23 protein-coding genes are annotated in these 23792 nt (G+C 71.6%); 13 read left to right on the plus strand and 10 right to left on the minus strand.

The window, feature by feature from the left end:
• Nucleotides 1–126 precede the first annotated feature (126 nt).
• Nucleotides 127–816: a DUF899 domain-containing protein gene (locus tag KUM03_RS01875; RefSeq protein WP_217245200.1), complete on the plus strand. Its 690-nt coding sequence runs from the start codon at nucleotides 127–129 to the stop codon at nucleotides 814–816.
• Nucleotides 817–974: 158 nt separating this feature from the next.
• Complete coding sequence (locus KUM03_RS01880) at nucleotides 975–1160, plus strand: hypothetical protein (RefSeq protein ID WP_217245169.1); 186 nt, start codon at nucleotides 975–977, stop codon at nucleotides 1158–1160.
• 31 nt (nucleotides 1161–1191) lie between these two features.
• Here the strand turns inward: KUM03_RS01880 and KUM03_RS01885 are convergent, their stop codons facing one another.
• The 3 genes from KUM03_RS01885 to KUM03_RS01895 form a co-directional block, all read right to left on the minus strand.
• The gene (locus KUM03_RS01885; protein WP_217245201.1) at nucleotides 1192–3057 is read right to left on the minus strand and encodes an ABC transporter ATP-binding protein; all 1866 of its coding nucleotides are present in this window, start codon (nucleotides 3055–3057) and stop codon (nucleotides 1192–1194) included.
• A 269-nt stretch (nucleotides 3058–3326) separates the two neighbouring features.
• Nucleotides 3327–3767, minus strand: coding sequence for a hypothetical protein (locus tag KUM03_RS01890; protein WP_217245171.1), 441 nt, complete (start codon nucleotides 3765–3767; stop codon nucleotides 3327–3329).
• Nucleotides 3758–4399: an ATP-binding protein gene (locus KUM03_RS01895; RefSeq protein WP_217245173.1), complete on the minus strand. Its 642-nt coding sequence runs from the start codon at nucleotides 4397–4399 to the stop codon at nucleotides 3758–3760. The genes KUM03_RS01890 and KUM03_RS01895 overlap by 10 nt, the downstream gene beginning before the upstream one ends.
• Before the next feature lie 223 nt (nucleotides 4400–4622).
• Between KUM03_RS01895 and KUM03_RS01900 the strand changes: the two genes are divergently transcribed.
• Together KUM03_RS01900 and KUM03_RS01905 are read left to right on the plus strand one after the other, a co-directional pair.
• Nucleotides 4623–5483 carry a helix-turn-helix transcriptional regulator gene (locus KUM03_RS01900; RefSeq protein ID WP_217245174.1) on the plus strand — a complete coding sequence of 287 codons (861 nt, stop codon included), beginning with the start codon at nucleotides 4623–4625 and terminating at the stop codon, nucleotides 5481–5483.
• The gene (locus tag KUM03_RS01905; protein WP_217245176.1) at nucleotides 5484–5759 is read left to right on the plus strand and encodes a DUF397 domain-containing protein; all 276 of its coding nucleotides are present in this window, start codon (nucleotides 5484–5486) and stop codon (nucleotides 5757–5759) included.
• A gap of 109 nt (nucleotides 5760–5868) precedes the next feature.
• Here KUM03_RS01905 and KUM03_RS01910 read toward each other — a convergent pair whose 3' ends face one another.
• Nucleotides 5869–7359: a glutamate synthase subunit beta gene (locus KUM03_RS01910; RefSeq protein ID WP_217245177.1), complete on the minus strand. Its 1491-nt coding sequence runs from the start codon at nucleotides 7357–7359 to the stop codon at nucleotides 5869–5871.
• A 128-nt stretch (nucleotides 7360–7487) separates the two neighbouring features.
• Nucleotides 7488–7967, minus strand: a complete 480-nt coding sequence (locus KUM03_RS01915) for a DUF1772 domain-containing protein (protein WP_217245178.1) — start codon at nucleotides 7965–7967, stop codon at nucleotides 7488–7490.
• Nucleotides 7968–8130: 163 nt separating this feature from the next.
• Here KUM03_RS01915 and KUM03_RS01920 point away from each other — a divergent pair, with 163 nt between their 5' ends.
• A complete protein-coding gene (locus KUM03_RS01920) occupies nucleotides 8131–8763 on the plus strand; it encodes a uridine kinase (protein WP_217245179.1) in 633 nt (210 codons plus the stop codon).
• Between the two features lie 23 nt (nucleotides 8764–8786).
• On the opposite strand, the gene KUM03_RS01925 is transcribed toward KUM03_RS01920, so the two are convergent.
• Complete coding sequence (locus tag KUM03_RS01925) at nucleotides 8787–9914, minus strand: magnesium and cobalt transport protein CorA (RefSeq protein ID WP_217245181.1); 1128 nt, start codon at nucleotides 9912–9914, stop codon at nucleotides 8787–8789.
• A 220-nt stretch (nucleotides 9915–10134) separates the two neighbouring features.
• Between KUM03_RS01925 and KUM03_RS01930 the strand changes: the two genes are divergently transcribed.
• Nucleotides 10135–10929 carry a methyltransferase domain-containing protein gene (locus KUM03_RS01930; protein ID WP_217245182.1) on the plus strand — a complete coding sequence of 265 codons (795 nt, stop codon included), beginning with the start codon at nucleotides 10135–10137 and terminating at the stop codon, nucleotides 10927–10929.
• A gap of 107 nt (nucleotides 10930–11036) precedes the next feature.
• On the opposite strand, the gene KUM03_RS01935 is transcribed toward KUM03_RS01930, so the two are convergent.
• Together KUM03_RS01935 and KUM03_RS01940 are read right to left on the minus strand one after the other, a co-directional pair.
• Nucleotides 11037–11954 carry a carbohydrate kinase family protein gene (locus KUM03_RS01935; RefSeq protein ID WP_217245183.1) on the minus strand — a complete coding sequence of 306 codons (918 nt, stop codon included), beginning with the start codon at nucleotides 11952–11954 and terminating at the stop codon, nucleotides 11037–11039.
• A complete protein-coding gene (locus tag KUM03_RS01940; RefSeq protein ID WP_217245185.1) occupies nucleotides 11951–12859 on the minus strand; it encodes a pseudouridine-5'-phosphate glycosidase in 909 nt (302 codons plus the stop codon). Before KUM03_RS01940 ends, KUM03_RS01935 begins: the two co-directional genes overlap by 4 nt.
• 142 nt (nucleotides 12860–13001) lie before the next feature.
• Between KUM03_RS01940 and KUM03_RS01945 the strand changes: the two genes are divergently transcribed.
• The gene (locus KUM03_RS01945; protein WP_217245186.1) at nucleotides 13002–13430 is read left to right on the plus strand and encodes a VOC family protein; all 429 of its coding nucleotides are present in this window, start codon (nucleotides 13002–13004) and stop codon (nucleotides 13428–13430) included.
• Nucleotides 13431–13462: 32 nt separating this feature from the next.
• Here KUM03_RS01945 and KUM03_RS01950 read toward each other — a convergent pair whose 3' ends face one another.
• On the minus strand, nucleotides 13463–14017 hold the full coding sequence (locus KUM03_RS01950) for a methylated-DNA--[protein]-cysteine S-methyltransferase (RefSeq protein WP_217245187.1): 555 nt from the start codon (nucleotides 14015–14017) through the stop codon (nucleotides 13463–13465).
• Between the two features lie 33 nt (nucleotides 14018–14050).
• Nucleotides 14051–14959: a glycerophosphodiester phosphodiesterase family protein gene (locus KUM03_RS01955; protein ID WP_217245189.1), complete on the minus strand. Its 909-nt coding sequence runs from the start codon at nucleotides 14957–14959 to the stop codon at nucleotides 14051–14053.
• 290 nt (nucleotides 14960–15249) lie between these two features.
• Here KUM03_RS01955 and KUM03_RS01960 point away from each other — a divergent pair, with 290 nt between their 5' ends.
• The 6 genes from KUM03_RS01960 to KUM03_RS01985 all read left to right on the plus strand — a co-directional run bounded on the left by KUM03_RS01960 (nucleotide 15250) and on the right by KUM03_RS01985 (nucleotide 23699).
• A complete protein-coding gene (locus KUM03_RS01960; RefSeq protein ID WP_217245191.1) occupies nucleotides 15250–16128 on the plus strand; it encodes an MHYT domain-containing protein in 879 nt (292 codons plus the stop codon).
• Between the two features lie 40 nt (nucleotides 16129–16168).
• On the plus strand, nucleotides 16169–18313 hold the full coding sequence (uvrB, locus tag KUM03_RS01965) for an excinuclease ABC subunit UvrB (protein ID WP_217245192.1): 2145 nt from the start codon (nucleotides 16169–16171) through the stop codon (nucleotides 18311–18313).
• Between the two features lie 141 nt (nucleotides 18314–18454).
• Nucleotides 18455–19033, plus strand: coding sequence for a TerD family protein (locus tag KUM03_RS01970; protein WP_217245193.1), 579 nt, complete (start codon nucleotides 18455–18457; stop codon nucleotides 19031–19033).
• 73 nt (nucleotides 19034–19106) lie between these two features.
• Complete coding sequence (locus KUM03_RS01975) at nucleotides 19107–21143, plus strand: TerD family protein (protein WP_217245195.1); 2037 nt, start codon at nucleotides 19107–19109, stop codon at nucleotides 21141–21143.
• Nucleotides 21144–21404: 261 nt separating this feature from the next.
• On the plus strand, nucleotides 21405–22406 hold the full coding sequence (locus KUM03_RS01980) for a TerC family protein (protein ID WP_217245197.1): 1002 nt from the start codon (nucleotides 21405–21407) through the stop codon (nucleotides 22404–22406).
• A gap of 192 nt (nucleotides 22407–22598) precedes the next feature.
• Complete coding sequence (locus KUM03_RS01985; protein ID WP_217245199.1) at nucleotides 22599–23699, plus strand: calcium:proton antiporter; 1101 nt, start codon at nucleotides 22599–22601, stop codon at nucleotides 23697–23699.
• Nucleotides 23700–23792 lie beyond the last annotated feature (93 nt).

The raw sequence follows: 23792 nt of genomic DNA on the forward strand, positions 1-23792 counted from the left end.
GGCCAGGTCAGAGGCTTACCGGCGCTGCCGTGAAAAAAATGTCGCCGGGCCGCGATGAGTTCCGCTCCGCGCGGCGGTCACCACCCCGACGGACCGTCGCATGCCGCACAGGAGGAGCTGGAGCCCATGTCGCTGCCCGAGATCGTCAGCCGCGCGGACTGGCGCGCGGCGCGCGAGGCCTTACTGGTCAAGGAGAAGGCGGCCACACGCGCGCGTGACGCGCTCAACGCCGAGCGGCGCGGGCTGCCCATGGCGGAGGTCGACAAGGAGTACGTGTTCGAGGGCGGCGACGGCAAGGCCACGCTGCTCGACCTCTTCGAGGGCCGCGACCAGCTCGTCGTCTACCACTTCATGTTCGCGCCGGAGTGGGACGCCGGCTGCCGCAGCTGCTCCGCCTTCCTGGACCAGATCGGGCACCTCGCGCACCTGCGGGCCCGCGGCACGTCGTTCGTGGCCGTCTCCCGGGCGCCGTACCCGAAGATCCTGCCGTTCAAGGCGCGGATGGGCTGGACCCTGCCCTGGTACTCGTCGTACGTCTGCGACTTCAACACCGACTTCGAGGTGACCCTGGAGCACGAGGGCGAGCTCGTCGAGCGGCCGGGGCTCAGCTGCTTCCTGCGGGAGGGCGAGCGGGTCTTCCACACCTACTCGACGTACGAGCGGGGCCTCGACGGGCTCGGCTCGACCACCAGCCTGCTCGACCTGACCGCGCTCGGCCGGCGCGAGCAGTGGGAGAAACCCGAGGGGCGTGCGTCGGCTCTCGGAGCGCCAGCGGGCAGCGAGGGAATCCGGTACCACGACGAGTACGAGGACTGACACGCAAGGTAGCGGCTCGAGTCAAATGGATGAGACGCCGCTCACCCTTTGCGGTGAACGAGTGTCAACTATGTCTCAGTACCATCACCGCGCGAGGCTTTCGCTCCATGGTTGGCGTTTAACTCTACGAGTACAGCGCTACATGGAGGTGCAGGGTGGTGAACGGGCGAACGGTGCTCGAACGCTTTCCCGCCGGCGGACCGCGAGGATCATGGCCGGCGGAGGAGTTCGCGCAGGCACGCCGTCTGGAAGGCCTGCCCGCCGAGGTCGTCATGGATCTCGCCACGGACATGTTCCTGGTCATCGTCCGCGGCGGCGACGCCGTGGGTGGCGCGGCCGCCTGACGCGCGGACATCCGTGAGGCAGGGGCTCCCGTCAGCCGGCCCTCGGGGCGGGCACCGGCCGACCGGTGAACTGTTCCGCCTGCAGTGAGTACAGCTCCGCGTAGACCCCGCCGGCGGCCAGCAGCTCGTCCGGTGTCCCGGACTCCACCAGCCGGCCCTGGTCGAGGACGTGGACGAGGTCGGCGTGGCGCACGGACGCCAGCCGGTGGGTGATCAGCACGACCGTCTGTCCGCTGCTGGCCAGGGCGCGGATCTTCTCGAAGACCTCCAGTTCGGCCCGTGCGTCCAGGGCCGCCGTCGGCTCGTCCACGATGAGGATGCTGCCCTGCCGGTACGCCGCCCGCGCGATCCCGACCCGCTGCCACTGGCCGCCGGACAGCTCGTGGCCGCCGCTGAAGTTCCGGGCCAGCAGGGTGTCCAGGCCGCGCGGCAGATCCGCGACCACCTCCTCGGCCCCGGCCTCGGCGACCGCCGCGGCCACGCGTTCCTCGCCGAGCGGCACGGAGGAACGGCCCACCGCGACGTTCACCCGCGCGGTGAACGGCCACCGTTTGAAGTCCTGCGCCACCATCGCGACCCGCTCGGCGAGCGCGTGCCGGTCCGCCGTCGACACGTCGACGCCGTCCCACGTGATGCGGCCCGCGTCCGGCGTGTACAGCCCGGCGAGCAGTTTGACGAGGGTCGTCTTGCCCGAGCCGTTCTCCCCGACGAGTGCCACGATGCGGCCCAGCGGCAGGGAGAGCGTCACGTCGTCGAGGGCCGGTCGGGCCGCGTCGCCCGGATAGCGGAACGTGACGTTCTCGAAGCGGACCTCCTTCGGGTCCTCGGGCAGCGCGGCGCCGCCCACCGGGATGGCCCGGTCGGCCGCCTCCACGTGCAGCCGTTCCAGGTCGCCGACGAACAGGGCCTCCTCGTGGAGCGCGTTGACCTCCACGACCAGGGTGCCGAGGCTCTGCGAGCCGGTGCGGATCGCGATCACGGCCGTGCCCGCCACCGACAGGGCCATCGCGCCACCCAGCAGCAGTCCGCCGAGCGTCGCGTACGTCGCCGCCGTCGCCAGCCCCGTCCACGCCGCCGCGATCAGCCCCGTACGGGCCGCCAGCCGGGCCAGCCGCGCCTGCTCCGCCTCGGCGGTCTCCGACATGGCGCGGAAGTGGCGCAGCAGGAAGGGGCCGACTCCGTGCACCCGGATCTCGGGGGCGGCGGCCGGTTCGATGAGGAGACTCGCCAGCAGCCGGCCCGCCCGCTCGTGCTGCACCCAGGCGTGGAAGGACTCGTACCGGCGGCGGGCGAGGGTCAGCGCGCTCCAGGCGCTCGGCAGCGTCATCGTGACCAGCAGCGGCAGCAGGACCGGATGCAGCACGGTCAGCACGCCCGCCGCCGCGATCAGCGAGATCATCGCGTTCATCACGCGGGTGCCGTACGAGATCATGCGCCGCGCGGAGGCGGCACCGTACTGGGCGGTGTCCAGCAGCTTGTGGAAGGCGTGGTCCTCGATCGCGGACAGTTCCACGGCCGCCGCCCGCTCCAGGTACCGCTCGGTGGCGACCCGTTCCACCTTGGGCTCCAGCCGCCCGGTCGCGTACGTCGAAGCCGCCCGCAGCAACGCCGCGACCAGCATCACCACGGCCACCGTGATCAGCGCCGGGGCGGCCCCGCGCAGCCGCTCCTCGATCGGGCCGTCGGCCATCAGCCCGGCCAGCACGCTGTTGACCGCGAGCAGACTGACCGCCTGCGCCACGCCCCGGCCCATCTCGGCCGCCAGCACTGTCCGCGCGGCCTGCGGATCGGCCTGCCGCGCGAGTCGCAGGCTGGACGCCAGCAGGGACGGCAGCCTGGTCAGCATCGCCCGGAAGCCCAGCTCCAGGAACGCGTCCGCGTGCTGGTTCCAGCCCATGTCGTAGCGCAGCGGGCCGCCGAAGAGCAGCCGCTCCGACTCCGACACCCCGGCCGCTTCCGTGCCGCCCTTCCTGCGCACCGTCTGCCTCCCCCGGTCGTGGACGGACGGCCACTATCGCTGGGCGGGGGCGCCTGCGGGCAGGGCGCGGGCGGGGGAGCCCGGAGCGCGCGGGCGCACTCCCGACCAGGGCGCGCCGGAAGGGGGTGTGCGGGGGTGGGCCGGGGGAGTGGGGCGGAGCTCAGAGGCGTGCCCAGCGCGCGGCAGCGTTACGCGCTCACCGGACGCGACCAGGTCGGCGTCGTGTTCGTCAGCCGGCACAGCGCCAGGTACAGCGGGATGGGCGGGGTGTACGGAACCGTGCCGTCCGGCCGGTGGATGAGCCCGGGGGCATCCGGGGAGTCGGGGACGATCGCGCCGGTGGCGTACCGTGCGGGGGCGGGCCACTCCAGGGCGTAGTCGGAGTCGGACGGGACGATCCACCACCAGTGCGCGTCGTCGGCGTAGACGCATCCCACGCGCGGCAGCCGGGGCATCACCAGGGGACCGAAACGGGCGGGCACCGCCACCGCGTCGCAGCCCAGCGGGGCCGTCATCCCGTCCGGTACGAGCAGCCGCCGGGGCGTCCCGGGGGCGTCCAGCCGCCGCTGGAGGCGGACCAGTGTGTCGAGGCCGAGTGGCCGGATGCCGGACGCAGCCCTCACAGCCATGCGGTCCCCGTTCCGCGGCGCGCCTGGTGGTGGCGTCCCTCCGCCTCGCCGTCGTCGCCCGTGCCGTCGGCCGGGCCGGGCTTGGGGCGGGCGCCCCAGCCCAGGTCGTTGTGGGGCTCGGCCGGGTCGCGCGGGCCGTCAGCCTTGCGTGGCAGCTCCGCCCAGACCAGCAGTCCGGGCCCGTGCTCGTGGGCGCCCCACGCGTCGCACAGGGCGTCGACGAGGAGCAGGCCCCGGCCGTGCTCGTCCTCGGGCTGCCGACCGGCCTGCGGGTGTGGCTGACCGGGGGCGCATCCCTCGTCACGTACGGCTATGCGCACCAGGTCGGCACCGTCGTGCAGCTCGCACACTATGTGCCGGCTCGCGGTGTGCACGATCGCGTTGGTGACCAGCTCGGAGACCACCAGGGCCGCGGTGTCGCAGGTGTCCTCGCACACCGACCAGCCGTTCAGCCGGGCGCGGGTCAGGCGTCTGGCCTGCGCGGGCGAGCCCGGATGTGCGGCCAGCTCGAACCGGAACCGGCGCTCGGCGGCGGCGGACCCCGAAGGGGCGGCTCCCACGGCGGCGACGAGGCCCGGGGAGCCCGCGGTGGCCTCTGTTCCTAAGGGCGCGGACGGAATCACGCTTGCCACTATCGCCCCGTCGTGAACACTTGGCAAGTGTCACTCTGAAAAATGCAGAGTGCGGTGTGACGGTCTGCAAGGCCGTGGCACACTGCTCGCAACAGCACGTCGAGCGGCGCCACTTCAGGTCACCGAAGGTCTGCCCAGACTTTCGAAAAGGTCTTCGAATGGCGCCGCCGGGCTGTGCGCACACAGACGCAACGGGCTCTTCGGGATCTTCAGGAGGTGGGCGGTGAGCGAGCCCCGGTCGGCGCCGACGGTCGGCCAGGTCGTCCTCGGCCGGCGCCTGCTGGACCTGCGTGAACGCGCCGGTCTCAAGCGCGAGGAAGCCGCTCGCGTCCTGCGCGTCGCGCCTGCCACGGTACGCCGGATGGAGATGGCCGAGGTGGCCCTCAAGATCCCGTACCTCCAGCTCCTGCTGAAGGCCTACGGTATCGGCGACGAGGAGGCCGACGCCTTCGTCAAGCTGGCCGAGGACGCCAACAGACCCGGATGGTGGCAGCGCTTCCACGACATCCTGCCGGGCTGGTTCTCGATGTACGTCAGCCTGGAGGGCGCGGCCTCCCTGATCCGCTCCTACGAGCCCCACTTCGTCCCCGGGGTGCTGCAGACCGAGGACTACGCGCGCGGCGTGCTCCGCTCCGGGGCGATCGGGCAGACCCGGCCCGACGACATCGAACGCCACGTGGACCTGCGCATGCAGCGCCAGGAACTGCTCACCCGCAAGGACGCACCCAGGTTCTGGGCCGTGATGGACGAGACCACGCTGCGCCGCCCCGTCGGCGGGCCGGAGGTGATGCGGGCCCAGATCGACAGGCTGCTGGAGGCGACGGAGCTGTCCAACGTGACGCTGCAGGTCGCCCCGTTCTCCAACGGACCGCATCCGGGCACGTACGGCCCCTTCGTCCTCTTCCGATTCGCCATGCCGGAACTGCCGGACATGGTCTACAGCGAGTACCTGACCGGCGCCGTCTACCTCGACGCGCGCGCGGAGGTGGCGACCCACCTCGAGGTCATGGACCGCATGGCGGCGCAGGCCGCCACGGCACACCGCACGAAGGAGATCCTCCGGGACCTCCGCAAGGAGCTGTGAATGAGTCACATCAAACCCCAGCGCCCGCCACGCAACCGCAGTGAGCGGATCTACAACGGCATGCCCGCCCGTGAGCTGGGCAGCGAGGGCTGGCACAAGCCGTGGAGCGGCGGCAACGGAGGGAACTGCCTGGAGGCCATGAAGCTCGCCGACGGCCGGATCGCCGTACGGCAGTCCACCGACCCCGACGGCCCCGCGCTGATCTACACCTCCGACGAGATGACGGCCTTCATCGAGGGAGCGAAGGCGGGAGAGGCGGACTTCCTGCTGTCCTGAACGCGCTCTGTTGATGCTTGTTCTAAATCTGTTTGTACTGGTCCAGCAGGCCTCAAGAGGAACTCGACAGAAAACTCGACACCTTGGCGGAGGAGCTTTCGCGGAGCACTCAGGCCGTCATCGGCCGGTCGTACGGGCCGATCGGTGCCGGCAGCCGAGTACTGCCGCCGGACAGGTGACGGTCGACGGCCGCCGCCACCGCCCGCCCCTCCGCGATCGCCCACACGACGAGCGACTGCCCGCGCGCCGCGTCCCCGGCCGCGAACACGCCCGGGACGTTGGTCGCGAACCCTCGGTCCCGGGCGATCGTGCCCCGGGGCTCCATCTCCAGCCCCAGCCCGCCGACCAGCCCGTCCTCCCGATCCGGCCCCGAGAAGCCGAGGGCGAGGAGGACGAGGTCGGCGGGGAGTGAGCGTTCGGTGCCGGGCAGCGGCCGGCGGCCGGCGTCCACGGCGGTCAGGCGCAGCGACCGCACACGTCCCTCGGCGTCGCCGGTGAAACGGAGCGTGGACGCCGCGAACAGCCGCGCGTCCGCGTCCGCCGCCGGTGCGGACCGCAGGTCACGCGCCTCCTCGTGGGCGGCCGACAGCCGGTACAGCCGTGGATAGGTCGGCCACGGCTCGGCCCCCTCGTCGCGCTCCGAGCCCGGCCGCGCGTAGATGTCCAGCTGCGTCACGGACGCGGCCCCCTCCCGCACCGCCGTACCGAGACAGTCCGCGCCCGTGTCACCGCCGCCCACGATGACGACGTGCTTCCCGGCGGCGGAGAGCGGAGAGCGCTCCAGATCGCCCTCGCACACCCGGTTGGCCAGGGGCAGGTACTCCATCGCCTGGTGGACACCGGCCAGCTCCCGGCCGGGCACGGCAAGTTCGCGCCATGCGGTCGCTCCGGTGGCGATCACCACCGCGTCGTAGCGGGCACGGAGTCCGGCGGCGTCCACGTCCCGTCCGACCGCCGTCGACGTACGGAACCTCGTCCCCTCGGCCCGCATCTGTCCGATGCGCCGCTCCAGATGGTGCTTCTCCATCTTGAACTCGGGGATGCCGTACCGCATCAGCCCGCCGATCCTGTCGTCCCGCTCGTAGACGGCGACCGTGTGACCGGCCCGGGTCAGCTGCTGCGCCGCCGCGAGCCCGGTGGGCCCCGACCCGATCACCGCCACCGTCCTGCCGGACAGCCGGTCCGGCGGCCGCGGCGGGGCGAATCCCTCCTCCCATGCCTTGTCGGCGATCGCGCACTCGACGTTCTTGATCGTGACGGCCGGCTGGTTGATGGCGAGCACACAGCCCGCCTCGCACGGCGCCGGACAGAGCCGGCCGGTGAACTCGGGGAAGTTGTTCGTGGCGTGCAGCCGGTCGCTCGCCGCCCGCCAGTCCGAACGGGCGACCAGGTCGTTCCACTCCGGGATCAGGTTGCCCAGCGGGCACGCCTCGTGGCAGAAGGGGACGCCGCAGTCCATGCAGCGGTCGGCCTGCGGGCCGACCATCGGCAGCAGGGCCCCCGGGACGTACACCTCGTCCCAGTCCCGCACCCGCTCTCCGACCGGCCTTCGGGGCCACTCCTGGCGGGGCGTGGTCAGGAAACCCTTGGGATCGGCCATGACCGTCTTCCTTGCCTGCGAGGCCGGCCGTGCGCGGTCGGGGCGGTGTTCGCTCCTGCGGCCACGATACGGCCCGCCGGCCCCGCGCGCAGAGTGCCCGGTGGCTCTCGCCGGTGGCGCCCGTTCCCTCAGACGAGGGCAAGCACGTACGCCACCGCGGCCGCGGCAGAGGCGACCGTGCGGACGTGGTTCCACGCCGTCCACTGGCGAACGTACGTGGGCCACTGACCGGCCGCCTCCGCGGTGCCAGGATCCAGCCGGAGCAGCGCGGTGTTGCGTGGCACATTGGCGGCCGCGGTCACCCCGAACGCGCCGAGGAGATAGAGCGCGCTGCCCAGCAGCAGCTCCACCGCGGCCCCGTCCGGCCACAGCACGAACGTCACCACGGCGATCACCGCGGCCACTACCGCCGTCCCGAGGAACACGAGCATGAAGGGCGGCCTCACCGCGGCCGTGTTGATCGCGTTCATCGCGGCGACCCCCTGCGCGGGAGGCAGCGCCGCGAGCCCTCGCATCACGAACGTCGAGAAGGCGCAGAAGACGCCTGCCGTCAGGCCGGTGCCGAGCACGCCCAGCACTGTCAGCACGAAGTACGGTCCGTCGATCATGTCCTGTCAGCTCCCACCCGTCGAGTCGATGCCCGCGCGCTACCGGCGGCCGTCGACCACCCCAAGTCAACCTCCGTGCGGCCACGGTGACCATGGCCGGTCCGCGCGGGCGCATGTGCGAGCGTCCACGCGGGCGGACCGGTGGACGGAGCATCATGGGCGGGTGCGACTGGAAGCGATCACCTGGGACAGGCTCGGCGACCTGCTCGCCGAGCGCCTGCTCGACCTCGAGCCCGCCGACGGCGGCGACCGGCCACGCGTCGCCTTCGACGGCGCCCCGGCCGCCCGCCCCGGCGAACTCGCCCAGCGGGTGTCCGAAGCGCTGCGGATCCGCGGCCGGCCCTCCCTCGTCGTCGGAACCGAGGGCTTCCTGCGTCCCGCCTCGGTCCGACTGGAGTACGGGCATCAGGACGCGGAGTCCTACTACAGCGGCTGGTACGACACCGGTGCCCTGTGGCGGGAGGTCTTCGACCCGCTCGGACCCGGCGGCGACGGACGCGTGCTGCCGAACCTGTGGGACCCGGCCACCGACCGCGCCACCCGCAGCCCCTACGTCCACCTCCCGCCCGGCGGTGCGCTGCTGCTGCACGGCCCCTTCCTGCTGCGCCACTGGTTCCCCCTCGACCTCAGCGTCCACCTCGTCCTCACCCCCAAAGCCCTGCGCCGCCGGACCCCCGACTCCGAGCACTGGACCCTCCCCGCCTTCGAGCGCTACGAGGAGGAGACCGACCCCTCGGCCACCGCCGACGTCCTGGTGCGCACCGACGATCCGCGGCACCCCGCGTGGAACGGCTGAGCCGCCGGCCGGTTCGCTCCTGCTCAGAGCCAGCCGTTGCGCCTGAACCCCCGGTGCAGCGTCAGGCAGGCGACGGCTATGACGGCGATGACCATGCCGTAGCCGTACCGCCAGCCGAGTTCCGGCATGTGGTCGAAGTTCATGCCGTACACCCCGCAGACCATCGTGGGCACGGCGATGATCGCGGCCCAGGCGGTGATCTTCCGCATGTCCTCGTTCTGCGCGACCGTCACACGGGCGAGGTGCGCCTGGAGGATGGAGTTGAGCAGTTCGTCGAACGCCGCGATCTGCTCCGTGGCCCGCAGGAGATGGTCGGCGACGTCCCGGAAGTACGCCTGTATCTCCGGCTCGACCACCCGGACCGGCCGCGTGGCAAGCTCGTCCAGCGGCCGGCCGAGCGGCACCACGGCCCGCCGCAGCTCCAGGAGCTCCCGTTTGAGCTGGTAGATCCGGCCCGGGTCGACCCGCGCGCCGTGCTCCGCGAACACCTCCGTCTCGACATGGTCGATGTCCGCCTGGAACGCCTCGATGACACTGAGGAAGTCGTCCACCACATGGTCCGCGATCGCGTGCAGCACCGCCGACGGCCCCTTGGCGAGCTGCACCGGGTCGGACTCCAGTCCCTCCCGGAGGGGGCCCAGTGAGCCGTGCCGGCCGTGCCGCACGGTGATCACGAAGTCCCGGCCGACGAAGACCATGATCTCGCCGGTGCTCACCACCTCGCTCGTGGCCGTGAGCTGTTCGTGCTCCACGTAGCAGACGGTCTTGAACACGGCGAAGAGCGTCTCGCCGTACCGCTCCACCTTGGGACGCTGGTGGGCCTCGATCGCGTCCTCGACCGCCAGCGGGTGCAGGTCGAAGAGGTCCGCCACGCCCGCGAACTCCTCATCCGTCGGCTCGTGCAGACCCAGCCAGACGAAACCGCCTCCCCGCCTGCGCGTCCGCTCCACGGCCCGGGCCGGGTCGCCGCCCTCGGGGGTGCGGACACCGTCCCGGTAGGTGACGCAGTTCACCACCGAGGAACCCAGCGGCGAGCGGGCCGGGTGGCTGAGGTCCACCCGCGGACGCCGTCGGGCCAGCCGTGTCACCTTGCGGAGGCCGCCGGTCCGTCCCAGGCCCGTGACCTTCCGCAGATTCCCTGCCATCGTCATCCGTGTCTCCCCGCGTGGGTCCCCTCGCGCCGTGCTTCCCGCGCCTTGGCGCGCCAGTCTGCCAGTCCGGAGCGGACGGCGGACGAGCCTGTGGAAAGGGAGCATTCCGCTTTGTTCCCGGCTGTGGACGGGTGGTTCGGAGCCCGGTCCAGCCCCCTCCTGTCCCGTGGCCGGAGCGTCGACCACTTCGGGCAAGCAGGACAACTGGGATGATCGACGCATGACGCGAACCGACGGATACCTCCTCGACAACCGGCAGACCGAGGCGGGGGAGCGTTTCGACGCCTTCGCCACCCTCTTCGACCCCACGACCTTCCGACACCTCCAAGCGCTCGGCGTGGGGCCCGGGTGGCGCTGCTGGGAGGTCGGGGCCGGAGGCACCTCCGTGGTGTCCTGGCTGGCCAAGAGGGTGGGGCCGACCGGCAGGGTCCTCGCCACGGACATCGACACCTCGCGGGTCGCACCGGCAGGTCGCCCTCCCGTCGAGGTGCGCGTGCACGACGTGGGCGCGGAGGAACCGCCGGGCGAGGGCTTCGACCTGGTGCACGCCCGACTCGTCCTGGTCCATGTGCCGGACCGCGAGCGGGCATTGAGGTCCATGATCAGGGCCCTGCGGCCGGGTGGCCGACTCCTGGTCGAGGACGCCGACCCCGCGCTGCAGCCCCTGCTCTGCCCCGACGAGCACGGTCCCGAGCAGCAGCTGGCCAACCGGCTGCGGCACGGCTTCCGCCAGTTGCTGGCCCGTCGCGGCGCCGACCTGTCCTACGGCCGCCGGATCCCGCGTCTGCTCCGGGAAGCAGGGCTGCGCCGCGTGGAGGCCGACGCCTACTTCCCGGTCACCTCGCCCGCGTGCGCCGCTCTGGAGTCCGCGACGGTCCGTCAGGTCCGCGACCAACTGGTCGCCGCCGGTGCGGCCACCCACGACGACATCGACCGGCACCTCGCGAACGTGGCGTCGGGCAGCATGGACCTGGCGACGGCGCCGATGATCTCCGCGTGGGGACGCAAGGCATAGACGCAAGGCACAGGGATCGGCACTCGGGCCGGTCGGCGGCTGTCGTCGGCCGCGTATGCCCACGGAAGCCCTCTCGAGCCCCCTGCCCGGAGCCACGCCGCCGGTCCTCAGCCCACCGCCCCCGGAGGTCTCGCCCCCACCCGCTCGACCGCCCTGGCTCCCGCCCGGCACCCCGCGGCGGCCGCCTCCTCGGGAGTCGCGCCCGTGAGGAGGGCGGCGAGGAACGCTCCGGTGAAGGCGTCGCCGGCACCGGTACTGTCCCGTGGCGACGCCGGGACGGCGGGGATCCGCGCGCACACGGTGCCGGACCGGGCCACCAGGGCACCCTCCGCGCCCTGCTTGGCGATCACCAACGGAACGTGCCGGCTCAGTTTCGCCGCGGCGTCGACCGGGTCGGGCAACCCGGTCAGCAGGCACGCCTCGTCACGGCTGGGAAGCAGGACGTCCACTCCCTCGACCAGGTCGAGGAACCGGTCGACGCCCAGCTCGGTGAGGAACCCCGCCGACGCCGGGTCCAGACTCACCGGGACCCCACGCGCGCGTGCGGCGGCCAGGGCGACCGGCACCAGGGCGCGGCTCGGCTCCGAGAACAGGAGGTAGCCCGACAGGTGCAGCCGGGCGGCACCGTCGAGCAGCGCGTCCGACCAGTCGCCGGGCTCCAGCCGCAGGGACGCCCCGCTGTCCGTCAGGAACGTCCGCTCGGCCGCGGCGCCCGTGTCGACCAGGCAGATCACCGTCCCCGTCGGTGCGCTCCCGTCGACGACCAGGTGGGGACGCACGCCGATGGCTGCCAGCTCCCGCCGGTGCCAGCCCGCCGCGTCCGAACCGACCCGTCCCAGCAGCCGGACGTCCCGGCACCCGCCGTACGCGGCCCAGCAGGCCACATTGGCACCCGCCCCGCCGGGCAGTCGGCGGATCGCGGCGGCCGTGTCCGTGCCGGCGGCCAACGGCCCCCGGTGCCGGGCGACGACGTCCGTCACCACGTCCCCGACGACCAGCAGCGCGCCGCCCCGTCCCGCGGTCATGCCCCGGCCCAGGCCGCCGCGATGCGTGCCGCCAGCCGTACGTTCCCCCGCACCGCCGCCAGATTGGCCTCCAGTGACGCCCCGTCGGTGTGCCGTACCAGGTGGGCGAGGAGGAAGGGGGTGACCGCCTGGCCCGTGATCCCCTCCGCCTCGCACGCCCGCAGGGCGTCGGCGAGCACCCGCGCGTGGAGCGCGGGATCCAGCTGCTCCTCCTCGGGGACGGGGTTGGCGACCACGAGCGCGGACCGCGGTCCGCGCAGCGAGTCCTGCGCCCGCATGACGGCCGCCACCTGCGCCGGGGTGTCCAGCGTCCAGTCCACCGGGTGTCCCGAGTCGGACAGGTAGAAGCCGGGGAAGCGGTCCGTACCGAATCCCGCCACCGCGACGCCCAGCGTCTCCAGCCGCTGCAGGGTCGCCGGTACGTCCAGGATGGACTTCACTCCCGCGCAGACCACCGTGATCCGGGTGCGGGCCAGCAGGCCCAGGTCGGCGGACTCGTCCTGCGTGGCCGTCCACTGCCGGTGCACGCCGCCGAGGCCGCCGGTCGCGAACACCCGCACCCCCGCCAACTCCGCCAGCAGGGCGGTCGCCGACACGGTGGTCGCTCCGCTCGCGCCGGTGGCCACCGCGAGCGGCAGGTCCCGGTGGCCCAGCTTGCGGATGCCGTCCTCGTTCGCGACCCGCTCCAACTGCTGTTTGTCCAGGCCGACGTGCGGCCGTCCGTCCAGCACGGCGATCGTCGCCGGTATCGCACCCTCCTCTCGGACCGCCTCCTCCAGTTCCCGCGCCACCCGCAGATTGCGCGGGCGTGGCAACCCGTGCGCGATGATCGTGGACTCCAGGGCCACCACGGGGCGGCGCGCGCCGATCGCCGCCCGTACCTCTTCCGACACCACCAGGGTCACGCGTCCGCCTCCTGTCGTCGGTCCTTCCTCATCTCTGGCGGGCGCGGAAGCGGGCCAAACCCGTACCCGGGGGCGGGCCGGGCTTTCCCCGCTCACCGAGCGGCCTCTTGCGGCTCGCTCGGCAGGAAACGAGTCTGGGCGCATGACGGACCACACGACACGCCTCGACCACGTAGTCCTCTGGGTGCGCGACCCGGTCGCCGCGGCCGGGTTCTACGAGAAGACCCTGGGTACGGAGCCCCTGCGGGTCACCGAGTACGCCGCTGGAACCGTGAGCTTTCCCTCCGTGCGCCTCAACGAGGAGACCATCCTCGATCTCGCGCCCCGGTCCATGGCGGAACGGATGCGAATGATCCCCGGCGCCGACACGAGTGCGGGCCACCCCGTCAACCACATCTGTGTGTCCCTGTCACCGCACGACTTCGACGCACTCCGCGCCCGCCTGACGGAGCAGTCCGTTCCGGTGTCCGAGCTCTCGCACGACTCCTACGGCGCACGCGGCCTGGCGAAGCGCAGCTTCTACTTCGGAGACCCGGACGGCAACATCATCGAGGCGCGGCACTACGAGTAGCCCGCCCACCCCCACGCCGGGCGGCCGGCCGTTCAGAACAGCGGCTCGGGCAGCACACCCTCCAGCGCGAGCAACTGCCGCTTGGTGTCCACGCCGCCCCCGAACCCGCCAATGCCGCCGTCACTCCCGACGACCCGGTGGCACGGCACCACGACCGGCAGCGGATTGGCCCCCATGGCCGTGCCCACCGCCTGAGCGGCGCCCGACTGACCGACCCGGACGGCGAGGTCGCCGTAACCGACGACCGAGCCGTACGGAACGCCGGACGCCAGCTCGCGCAGCACCTCCCGGTTGAAGCCCGAGATCAGCGACCAGTCCAGCGGCAGGTCGAAGTCGTGACGCCGACCCGCGAAGTACGCCTCCACCTGCCGTATCGCCTCGGTCAGCAAGGGGGAGCCGGGCGCATCGACGGGCTCCTTGCCCAGCCGGGCCGCCAGTCTTTCGAGGGCCCGGCCGCGCACGGCGCCGGTGGCGTGGAACACGACGTTGACCAGGCCGTCACGAGTGGCGGCCAGCAGCAGTGGACCGATGCCGGTGTCGACGACGGTCCACACGATCCGCTGCTCGTACTGCCCATTGCTGTCCATGCGCCCACGGTACGGCCGGCCACTGACAACGGGTCACCAACCGGTGAGGAGACCGCCCCGGTCCTCGTCCTCACCCACGGCCTCGCGCACCACGTCGGGCTTGTTGGTGATGATGCCGTCGACGTCGTACCCGGCGACCCGCCGGGCGGTGGCCGCGTCGTCGACCGTCCAGGTGAGGACCTCCATCGGACGGCCGTGCGGCCCCGTGAACGCGTGGACCGAGGAGACGTAGCTCATGGAGAGCGAGCCGTGCGAGGGGTTGATCTGGTCGGCGAATTCCGCGTACTCGGGCAGGTCCGACACGGACGGTGTGCCGAGGAATCCGGTCTTGACGGCCGGCTTGAGCTCGTGGACGGTCCGGATGCTGTCCGCGCTGAAGCTCTGCACGATCAGCCGGCCCGCCACGTGCCGCCGGTCGAGCCAGCCCTCGTTGGCGAGCACCTTGAGCGTCTGCTGCTCGATGCCCGGGTACAGCCCGGGATTCTTCAGCTCCAGGAGCAGTTTCTGGTGGTTGTCCTCCACCCGCTCCACGTACTGCTCCAGCGTCGGTACGCGCGCGCCCGCGTACTGGGGACCGAACCAGCTCCCCGCGTCCAGCCTGGCGATCTCCGCGGCGGTGAAGTCCTTCACCTTCCACGGAGAGCGGTCGGGGAAGACCTCCTCCACGTCGGTCGTGCGCCGCAGGCTGTCGTCGTGGAGGACCACGAGTTCGCCGTCCCTGGTGCGCTGGACGTCGTTCTCGACCCAGCGGATGCCCAGCTCGGCGGCCCGGTCCACGGCGGCCAGCGTGTTCTCCGGCGCGTACCCGGAAGCGCCCCGGTGGGCGACGACCACGGGCCCGTCGTCCTCAGCGCTCTGGGGGGCCCGGGCGTGGGAGAGGGGAGTCAGCAGGGCAACCCCCAGGAACGCGGTGGTCGTCACGGCGACTGCGCGTGCGTACATGCGTGCTCCTCGCGTCGAGCGATCACGGACAGCATCACTGTGACATCAGAGAGTCAACAGGAGAGGGGTGCGGAGTGGCCGCGGGTTGAATGGAGATGCTCAACTCCGCTCACCGGGGCGGCACAAGTGGGGCAAGGCCGTGATTCTTTGCAGGAGAATCATTCGACCATTCCGGTGGGCGTCATACTCTCTGCCTCGACCCTGGGCGTTCATTCGGTCCTGGGAGGGGGTGTACATCAGGAAATTCCGGGGTGTATCCGGGCAGCAAGAAAGCGGAAGGGCGGCCGCAGATGCAAGGCACGGTCGACGGATTCAGTTACGGACTGGTCACACCGCTGGTGGCCTACCTCATGGCCTGCCTCGGCGGTGCCCTCGGGCTGCGCTGCACCACCAGATCCCTGCGGGTCACCCGCTCCTGGCGTCCCGGATGGCTCGCCCTCGGGTCGGCGGCGATCGGCTCCGGGATCTGGACCATGCACTTCATCGCGATGATGGGGTTCACGATCGAACACACGCCGGTCCGCTACGACTGGCTGATGACCTTCGCCAGCCTGGCCGTCGCCATCGTCATGGTGGGCGTGGGGATCTTCATCGTCGGCTACCGGGGGGCGCGGGGAACGGCCCTGTTCACCGGTGGCACCATCACCGGCCTGGGCATCGCCTCGATGCACTACCTGGGCATGGCGGGCATGCGCCTGGACGGGCAGCTGACGTACAACACCTTCACCGTGGCCGTGTCCGTCGTCATAGCCATGGCCGCCGCCACCGCCGCCCTGTGGGCGGCCGGACAGGTCCGCGGCTTCCTGTGGAGCGTCGGAGCCAGCCTCGTCATGGGGCTGGCCGTCACCGGCATGCACTACACCGGCATGGCCGCCCTGGAGGTCCACGTCCACGGCACGTCCGACCCCGGCACCGGCGGGTCCCCCGCCGAACTGCTCGCCCCCATGCTGATCGGCCCCCTCGCCTTCCTCCTCCTCGCCGCCGTGGTGGTGATGTTCGATCCGCTGATGGTCACGGGGAAGCCCGCCGGAGTCCCCGCCGAGCGGAAGCCGGGCATCCCCGCCCACACCGCGGCCCCGCGCACGGCTTCCCGCCCGGCACACCGCCCCACGCTCCGCACCCGCCGCCCCCTCGCGCACCGCCGCTCCCGCACCCCGCAGAACCGCTGATCCGGGCCGGTTGTCAGTGGGGGGCCGTACGGTGGAACCCATGCGGCCCGTTTCCCAGATCGAACGCACGGTGGCGCCCTTCGAGGTCGTCAGCCCCTACCAGCCCAACGGCGACCAGCCGGCGGCCATCGCCGAGCTGGCGCGGCGTGTCCAGGCGGGCGAGAAGGACGTCGTCCTGCTCGGCGCCACCGGCACCGGCAAGTCCGCCACCACCGCGTGGATGATCGAGAAGCTCCAGCGCCCCACCCTCGTGATGGCGCCGAACAAGACCCTGGCCGCCCAGCTGGCGAACGAGTTCCGCGAACTCCTGCCGAACAACGCCGTCGAGTACTTCGTCTCGTACTACGACTACTACCAGCCCGAGGCCTACGTCCCCCAGTCGGACACCTACATCGAGAAGGACTCCTCGATCAACGAGGAGGTGGAGCGACTGCGCCACTCCGCGACCAACTCGCTGCTCACCCGCCGTGACGTCGTCGTGGTCGCCTCCGTCTCCTGCATCTACGGCCTCGGCACCCCGCAGGAGTACGTGGACCGCATGGTCCCGCTCCGGGTCGGCGAGGAACACGACCGGGACGAGCTGCTGCGCCGCTTCGTGGACATCCAGTACACGCGCAACGACATGGCCTTCACGCGAGGCACCTTCCGGGTGCGCGGCGACACCATCGAGATCTTCCCCGTCTACGAGGAGCTCGCCGTCCGCATCGAGATGTTCGGCGACGAGATCGAGGCCCTGTCCACCCTCCACCCGGTGACCGGCGAGATCATCAGCGACGACCAGCAGCTGTACGTCTTCCCGGCCTCCCACTACGTCGCGGGCCCCGAGCGCCTGGAACGGGCCGTCAACGACATCGAGAAGGAGCTCACCGAGCGCCTGACCGAGCTGGAGAAGCAGGGCAAGCTCCTGGAGGCGCAGCGGCTGCGGATGCGCACCACGTACGACATCGAGATGCTCCGCCAGATCGGCTCCTGCTCCGGCGTGGAGAACTACTCGATGCACTTCGACGGCCGCTCGCCCGGTTCCCCGCCGAACACCCTGCTGGACTACTTCCCGGACGACTTCCTCCTCGTCATCGACGAGTCGCACGTCACCGTGCCGCAGATCGGCGCCATGTACGAGGGCGACGCCTCCCGCAAGCGGACGCTGGTCGACCACGGTTTCCGGCTTCCCTCCGCCCTCGACAACCGCCCGCTGAAGTGGGAGGAGTTCCAGGAGCGCATCGGGCAGACCGTGTACCTGTCGGCCACCCCGGGCGCCTACGAGCTCTCCCGTTCGGACGGCGCCGTCGAGCAGATCATCCGCCCCACGGGCCTCGTCGACCCGGAGGTCGTCGTCAAGCCCACCGAGGGCCAGATCGACGACCTGGTGCACGAGATCCGCACCCGGACCGAGAAGGACGAGCGCGTCCTGGTCACCACGCTCACCAAGAAGATGGCCGAGGACCTCACCGACTACTTCCTGGAGCTCGGCATCCAGGTCCGCTACCTGCACAGCGACGTCGACACCCTGCGCCGCGTCGAACTGCTGCGGGAGCTGCGCGCCGGCGAGTACGACGTCCTGGTCGGCATCAACCTGCTCAGGGAGGGCCTCGACCTGCCGGAGGTCTCCCTGGTGGCGATCCTGGACGCCGACAAGGAGGGCTTCCTGCGCTCCGGCACCTCGCTGATCCAGACCATCGGCCGTGCCGCGCGCAACGTGTCCGGCCAGGTCCACATGTACGCCGACAAGATCACGCCGGCCATGGAGAAGGCGATCGACGAGACCAACCGCCGCCGTGAGAAGCAGGTCGCCTTCAACCAGGCGAACGGCATCGACCCGCAGCCCCTCCGCAAGAAGATCAACGACATCGTCGCGCAGATCGCCCGCGAGGACATCGACACCGAGCAACTGCTCGGCTCGGGCTACCGCCAGGCCAAGGACGGCAAGGGGGCCAAGGCCCCCGTCCCCTCCCTCGGCGGCGAGACGGCCACCGGCGGCAAGGCGGCCAAGGGCAGGGGGAAGGCCAAGGAGACGCCGGTGACCGACCGCCCGGCGGCGGAGCTGGCCGCGCAGATCGAGGACCTCACCACCCGTATGCGGGCCGCCGCCGCGGACCTCCAGTTCGAGATCGCGGCCCGGCTGCGCGACGAGGTCTCCGAGATGAAGAAGGAACTGCGCCAGATGAAGGAGGCAGGCCTGGCCTGACGGCCCACCCGGGCACGCGCTGTGTTGCAAGACCGACACAAAGTGCGGTCCTGGGTGGGGCGCTGTCAGTGCCCCTGCGTAGGGTTCTGGTCAACCGCGGGCGCCGCGGCAACAGGGGACAGCTCGAGAGGGGATCAGCGCGTGACCGTCAATATGACCAAGGGTCAGGCCATCAGTCTGCAGAAGGACGACGGCGGCAGCCTGACGTCGGTGCGCATGGGTCTCGGCTGGCAGGCGGCTCCCCGGCGCGGCCTGTTCGGTTCGCGCACGCGGGAGATCGACCTGGACGCCTCCGCCGTCCTGTTCGCGGACAAGCAGCCCGTCGACGTCGTCTTCTTCCGCCACCTGGTGAGCGACGACGGCTCGGTGCGCCACACCGGGGACAACCTCGTCGGCGGCGTCGGCCAGGGTGGTGACGACGAGGCGGTCCTCGTCGACCTGCAGCGCGTGCCGGTCCACATCGACCAGATCGTCTTCACCGTGAACTCCTTCACGGGCCAGACCTTCCAGGAAGTGCAGAACGCGTTCTGCCGCCTGGTCGACGAGACCAACGGGCAGGAGCTCGCCCGCTACACGCTGGCCGGCGGCGGCGCCTTCACTGCCCAGATCATGGCGAAGGTGCACCGGGTGGGACAGGGATGGTCGATGACCGCCATCGGCTCCCCGGCCAACGGCCGCACCTTCCAGGACCTGATGCCGGCGATCCTGCCGGTCCTGTAGCGGACGCAAGCACGAGCGCCGCGCGAGTGACACAGCCGCACGAGTGAGCACGAGTGACACAGGGGGAAAGGCGATGACGGCCGAGCTGACGCGGGGACAGAACCACCCGCTTCCCCGGGCTCGCCTGGAGATCCGGGTCTCGGCCGGCACGCCGGTCGTGGCCGGAGCCACGCTCGGCGACGAGAACGGCGAGGTCCACGGCGTCGAACGGGTGGCCCACCCGGGCACGCCCACCCTGCCGGGGCTGGAGGTCTCCCGGCAGGCCGCCGCCGACCACCGCCTCGCGGTCGACCTGGACGCGGTACCGGAAGCCGTGCACCGCGTCAGCGTGCTGCTCGCCCTGCCCGTCGGCGGCCAGGGACCGGCCCGCTTCGGAGCCGTGGCCGCCCCCTTCGTCGCCGTCACTGGCCTCGACGGCGACGAGGTCGCCAGTTACACCCTCACCGGACTGGAGGCCGAGTCCGCCGTCGTCGCGCTGGAGCTCTACCGACGCCAGGGCGCCTGGAAGGTGCGCGCCGTCGGCCAGGGCTACGCGGGCGGGCTCGCCGAGCTGTTCACCGACCAGAACCTGCCCGAGGCCCACCGCCTCGCCGGCGACATCCAGGACGCGGTGGCCCGCGGTCTGGCCCGTTCGGTGCCGGCACCCCCGTCCCGCACGTCCGACGGCGACCGCTCCCGGCCCGCCACCGCCTCGGCGCACGACCCCGGCACGGCCGCGGCCCACGGCGCCACCGGGGGCGTGCCCCCCGCGCCGCAGACCGACCCCCAGGGCCCGCCGGCAGGACAGACGCCCACGGCCCCGGGACAGCACGCCACGCCACAGCCGTACCCGGGCACCCCGGCGGACTCCTCGGTGAGCCGCCAGCCGTCCGCGGCCACCGGCGGCGGCCCGATCGACTACAGCCACCCCCGTCGGCAGCACGGCGCTCCGCCCCCGCCCCCGCCGGCCGCGCCCCCGGCCGCGCCCGGGCAGCCCGCACCGCCCGTCGCGGGTGACGCCACCGGCTGGTCCATGGAGGAGCGGCTCTACAACCAGGTCTGGGGCATGTTCGAGGACCTGGCCCGCACCACCGCCGCCTACCGCAGCGCCGTGGACTTCGCGGACTCGCGCATGGAGAAGGAGCTCGACCAGGTCCTGTCCGACCCGCGCAGCCGGATCGGCGGTCAGGGCGACGCCGCCCGGGAGGCGGCCCGCGCACGGCACGAGCAACTCGTGGCGCAGGCCGGGGACGCCCTGGACCGGGACGTGGCCCAGCTCGCGGCCGAGGCCGAGGTCGTCGAGCCGGCCCTGCCGATGGCCTACGCGCGCTGGGACAGCCCCGTCTGGCACGCCTACCGCGTGCCCATGGAGATCCCCATGGCCGTCAGGCTGGGCGACCTCCATCTGTCCGAGGCGGACCGCATACGCATTCCGATGCTGGTCCGGCTGCCGCTGGAGCGCGGCCTGTGGATCGACAGCGGACGTGCGGCCTCGCTGGACGGCTCGTACACCGACCCGCACGAGACGCGGCGCCTGGGTCTGGAGACGGCGGTCGCACACGCGGCCCGGCTGCTCGCCGTCTACCCGGCGGGCGAGTTCACCGTGCACGTCGTCGACCCGGCCGGATCGGGGACGCAGTCGCTGGCGCCCCTGGTGCAGACCGGAGTGCTCGACGCCCCGCCGGCCCTGGGTGCTGCCGGGACCGCGGACGTGCTCGCGCGCCTGACCCAGCGCGTCGACCTGGTGCAGATGGCGTTGCGCGGTGGCGCTCCCGACGCGCTCCCACCCGGTCTGGACACGTCCCAGCAGCTCCTGATCGTCAACGATTTCCCGCACGGCTTCGACGACCGGGCGGTGAACCAGCTGCGCTACCTCGCCGACGAGGGACCGGCCGTCGGAGTCCACCTGATGCTGGTCGCCGACCGTGAGGGCTCCGCCGGGTACGGGCCGCTGCTCGACCCGCTGTGGCGTTCGCTGCTCCGGCTGACGCCCGTCGCCGACGACCACCTCGCCGACCCTTGGGTGGGGCACGCCTGGACGTACGAGCCCTCGCTCGTCCCGCCCGGCAGCCAGGTGCTCCGGCAGGTTCTCGACCAGGTCGCCGCAGCCCGCCGTTCGTGGCATCGGTAAAGGGCCCTGAGCTGCCCTTTTGAGCTTTATTTGCGAATCTCTTTACCTTCCCTTGGGGAATGGGGTACTGTCGTCCGTACGGAGGGGAGTACTCCCTGCCAACTACTGCGGCGTACCCGTCAATACGGATCAGGCCAGATCCCGGGGCGTCGGCCCGTGGGTTCCGGACGCGTCACGCGTCCCGGGCACCCGGGGTGGAAGAGACCTCCGGCAGCGACGACGCTGACATTTGCCGTGTGACGTACTGCCGGAGGCGTAGTAGTGGAAGTTTCCATGACCCTGTGGGTCCTGACCATCGTGGGCCTCGCCGCCCTGATCGGGGCCGACTTCTTCATCGGCCGCAAGCCGCACGACGTATCGATCAAGGAAGCCGGGATCTGGACGGCCGTCTGGATCGCCCTGGCGGGTCTCTTCGGAGTCGGCCTGCTCATCTTCGGCGGCGGCCAGCCCGCCGGCGAGTTCTTCGCGGGCTTCATCACCGAGAAGTCCCTGAGCGTGGACAACCTCTTCGTCTTCATCCTGATCATGGCGAAGTTCGCGGTGCCCTCGCAGTACCAGCAACGAGTGCTCCTCATCGGTGTCCTCATAGCCCTGGTCCTCCGGGCCGTCTTCATCGCGGCGGGTGCCGCGATCATCGCCAACTTCGCCTGGGTCTTCTACATCTTCGGCGCCTTCCTCATCTACACGGCCTGGAAGCTCATCCAGGAGGCCCGTGCCGACGAGGAGGACGAGGAGTTCGAGGAGAACAAGCTGCTCAAGGCGGCCGAGCGCCGCTTCGGCGTCGCCGACCGCTACCACGGCACCAAGCTGTGGATCGAGGAGAACGGCAAGCGCGTCATGACCCCGATGCTGGTCGTGATGCTCGCGATCGGCACCACCGACGTGCTCTTCGCACTCGACTCCATCCCGGCGATCTTCGGCCTGACCCAGGACCCGTACATCGTGTTCACGGCCAACGCGTTCGCCCTGATGGGTCTGCGACAGCTGTACTTCCTCCTCGGCGGTCTGCTGAGGAAGCTGGTCCACCTCTCCTACGGCCTGTCGGTCATCCTGGGCTTCATCGGCATCAAGCTGGTGCTGCACGCCCTGCACGAGTCCGGGGTCCACGTCCCAGAGATCAGCATCCCGGTCTCGCTCGGCGTGATCTGCTCCGTCCTGATCGTCACCACGATCACCAGCCTGCGAGCCTCCAAGAAGCAGGCCGAGGCGGAGGCCGCGGAGAGCAAGAGCGACGACGCCCCGAAGGACAGCATCGAGGCCTGACCGGAAGCACCCGCTCCAGCACGGGCGGGAGCGACCACCGGGAGCGGCGGGCGGCGAGGAGCCGCCCGCCGCTCTCCGTTCGAGGCCATGGGCGGGGAGCCTGGGCCGGGTCTGCGGTGGCCGGCGGAACTCGTTGACCCGGTCCGCGTCACAGCGCATGCCGGGGCCGTCGCCCTCTGCGACGATCGCGTCATGATCACTCGCCCCAGGGAGTTCTTCACCCAGTGGACGGCCGTCACGCCCGTGGTCGCGGTCGTGCTGCTGGTCTTCACCTGGGGACGCGATCTGCCCGGGGCCGTCGTCGCCGTGCTGACGATCGTCCTCGCCGTCTCCGTCCTCGCCGCCGTGCACCACGCCGAGGTGGTCGCCCACCGGGTCGGCGAGCCCTTCGGGTCCCTGGTCCTCGCCGTCGCCGTCACGGTCATCGAGGTCGCGCTCATCGTGACCCTGATGGCCGACGGCGGCGACAAGAGCGCGACCCTGGCCAGGGACACCGTCTTCGCGGCCGTGATGATCACCTGCAACGGTGTGGTCGGCCTCAGTCTCCTGGTCGCCTCCCTGCGGCACGGCACCGCGGTGTTCAACCCCGAGGGCACCGGCGCCGCCCTCGCGACCGTCGCGACCCTGGCCACGCTCAGTCTGGTGCTGCCGACGTTCACCACCAGCGCGCCCGGCCCCGAGTTCTCCACCGTGCAGCTGACCTTCGCGGCGCTCTCCTCACTCGTCCTCTACGGCCTGTTCATCGCGACCCTGACCGTGCGGCACCGCGACTACTTCCTGCCGATCACCCGGCAGGGCGAGGTGATCACCGTCGAGAACCACGCCCACGGACCGTCCGCCCGCACCGCACTGATCAGCCTGGTGCTGCTCGCTCTGGCCCTGATCGGCGTGGTCGGCCTGGCCAAAGGGGTGTCGCCCACCATCGAGGACGGGGTGGAGGCCGCCGGGCTGCACCACGCCGTCGTCGGCGTCGTCATCGCCCTGCTCGTACTGCTCCCCGAGACCATCGCCGCGTTGCGCTCCGCGCGCCGCGACCGGGTGCAGACCAGCCTGAACCTCGCCCTCGGTTCGGCCATGGCCAGCATCGGCCTGACCATCCCGGCCGTCGCCCTGGCCTCCCTGTGGCTCTCCGGACCGCTGGTCCTCGGGCTCGGAGCGGTCCACATGGTACTGCTCGCCCTGACCGTGGTGGTGGCCTCGCTGACGGTCGTCCCGGGCCGTGCCACGCCCTTGCAGGGAGGCGTCCATCTCGTGCTGTTCGCGGCGTACCTGGAGCTCGCGATCAGTCCCTAGTGATCTGAGTCGGAGATTCGTCGGCAGTATGCGGCGACTTTGTCGAGGATCTCGTCGGCAGTCTTCGTCCAGACGAACGGTCTGGGGTGGTCG

Source organism: Streptomyces sp. AC602_WCS936 (genome assembly GCF_019049125.1).
Classification (GTDB): domain Bacteria; phylum Actinomycetota; class Actinomycetes; order Streptomycetales; family Streptomycetaceae; genus Streptomyces.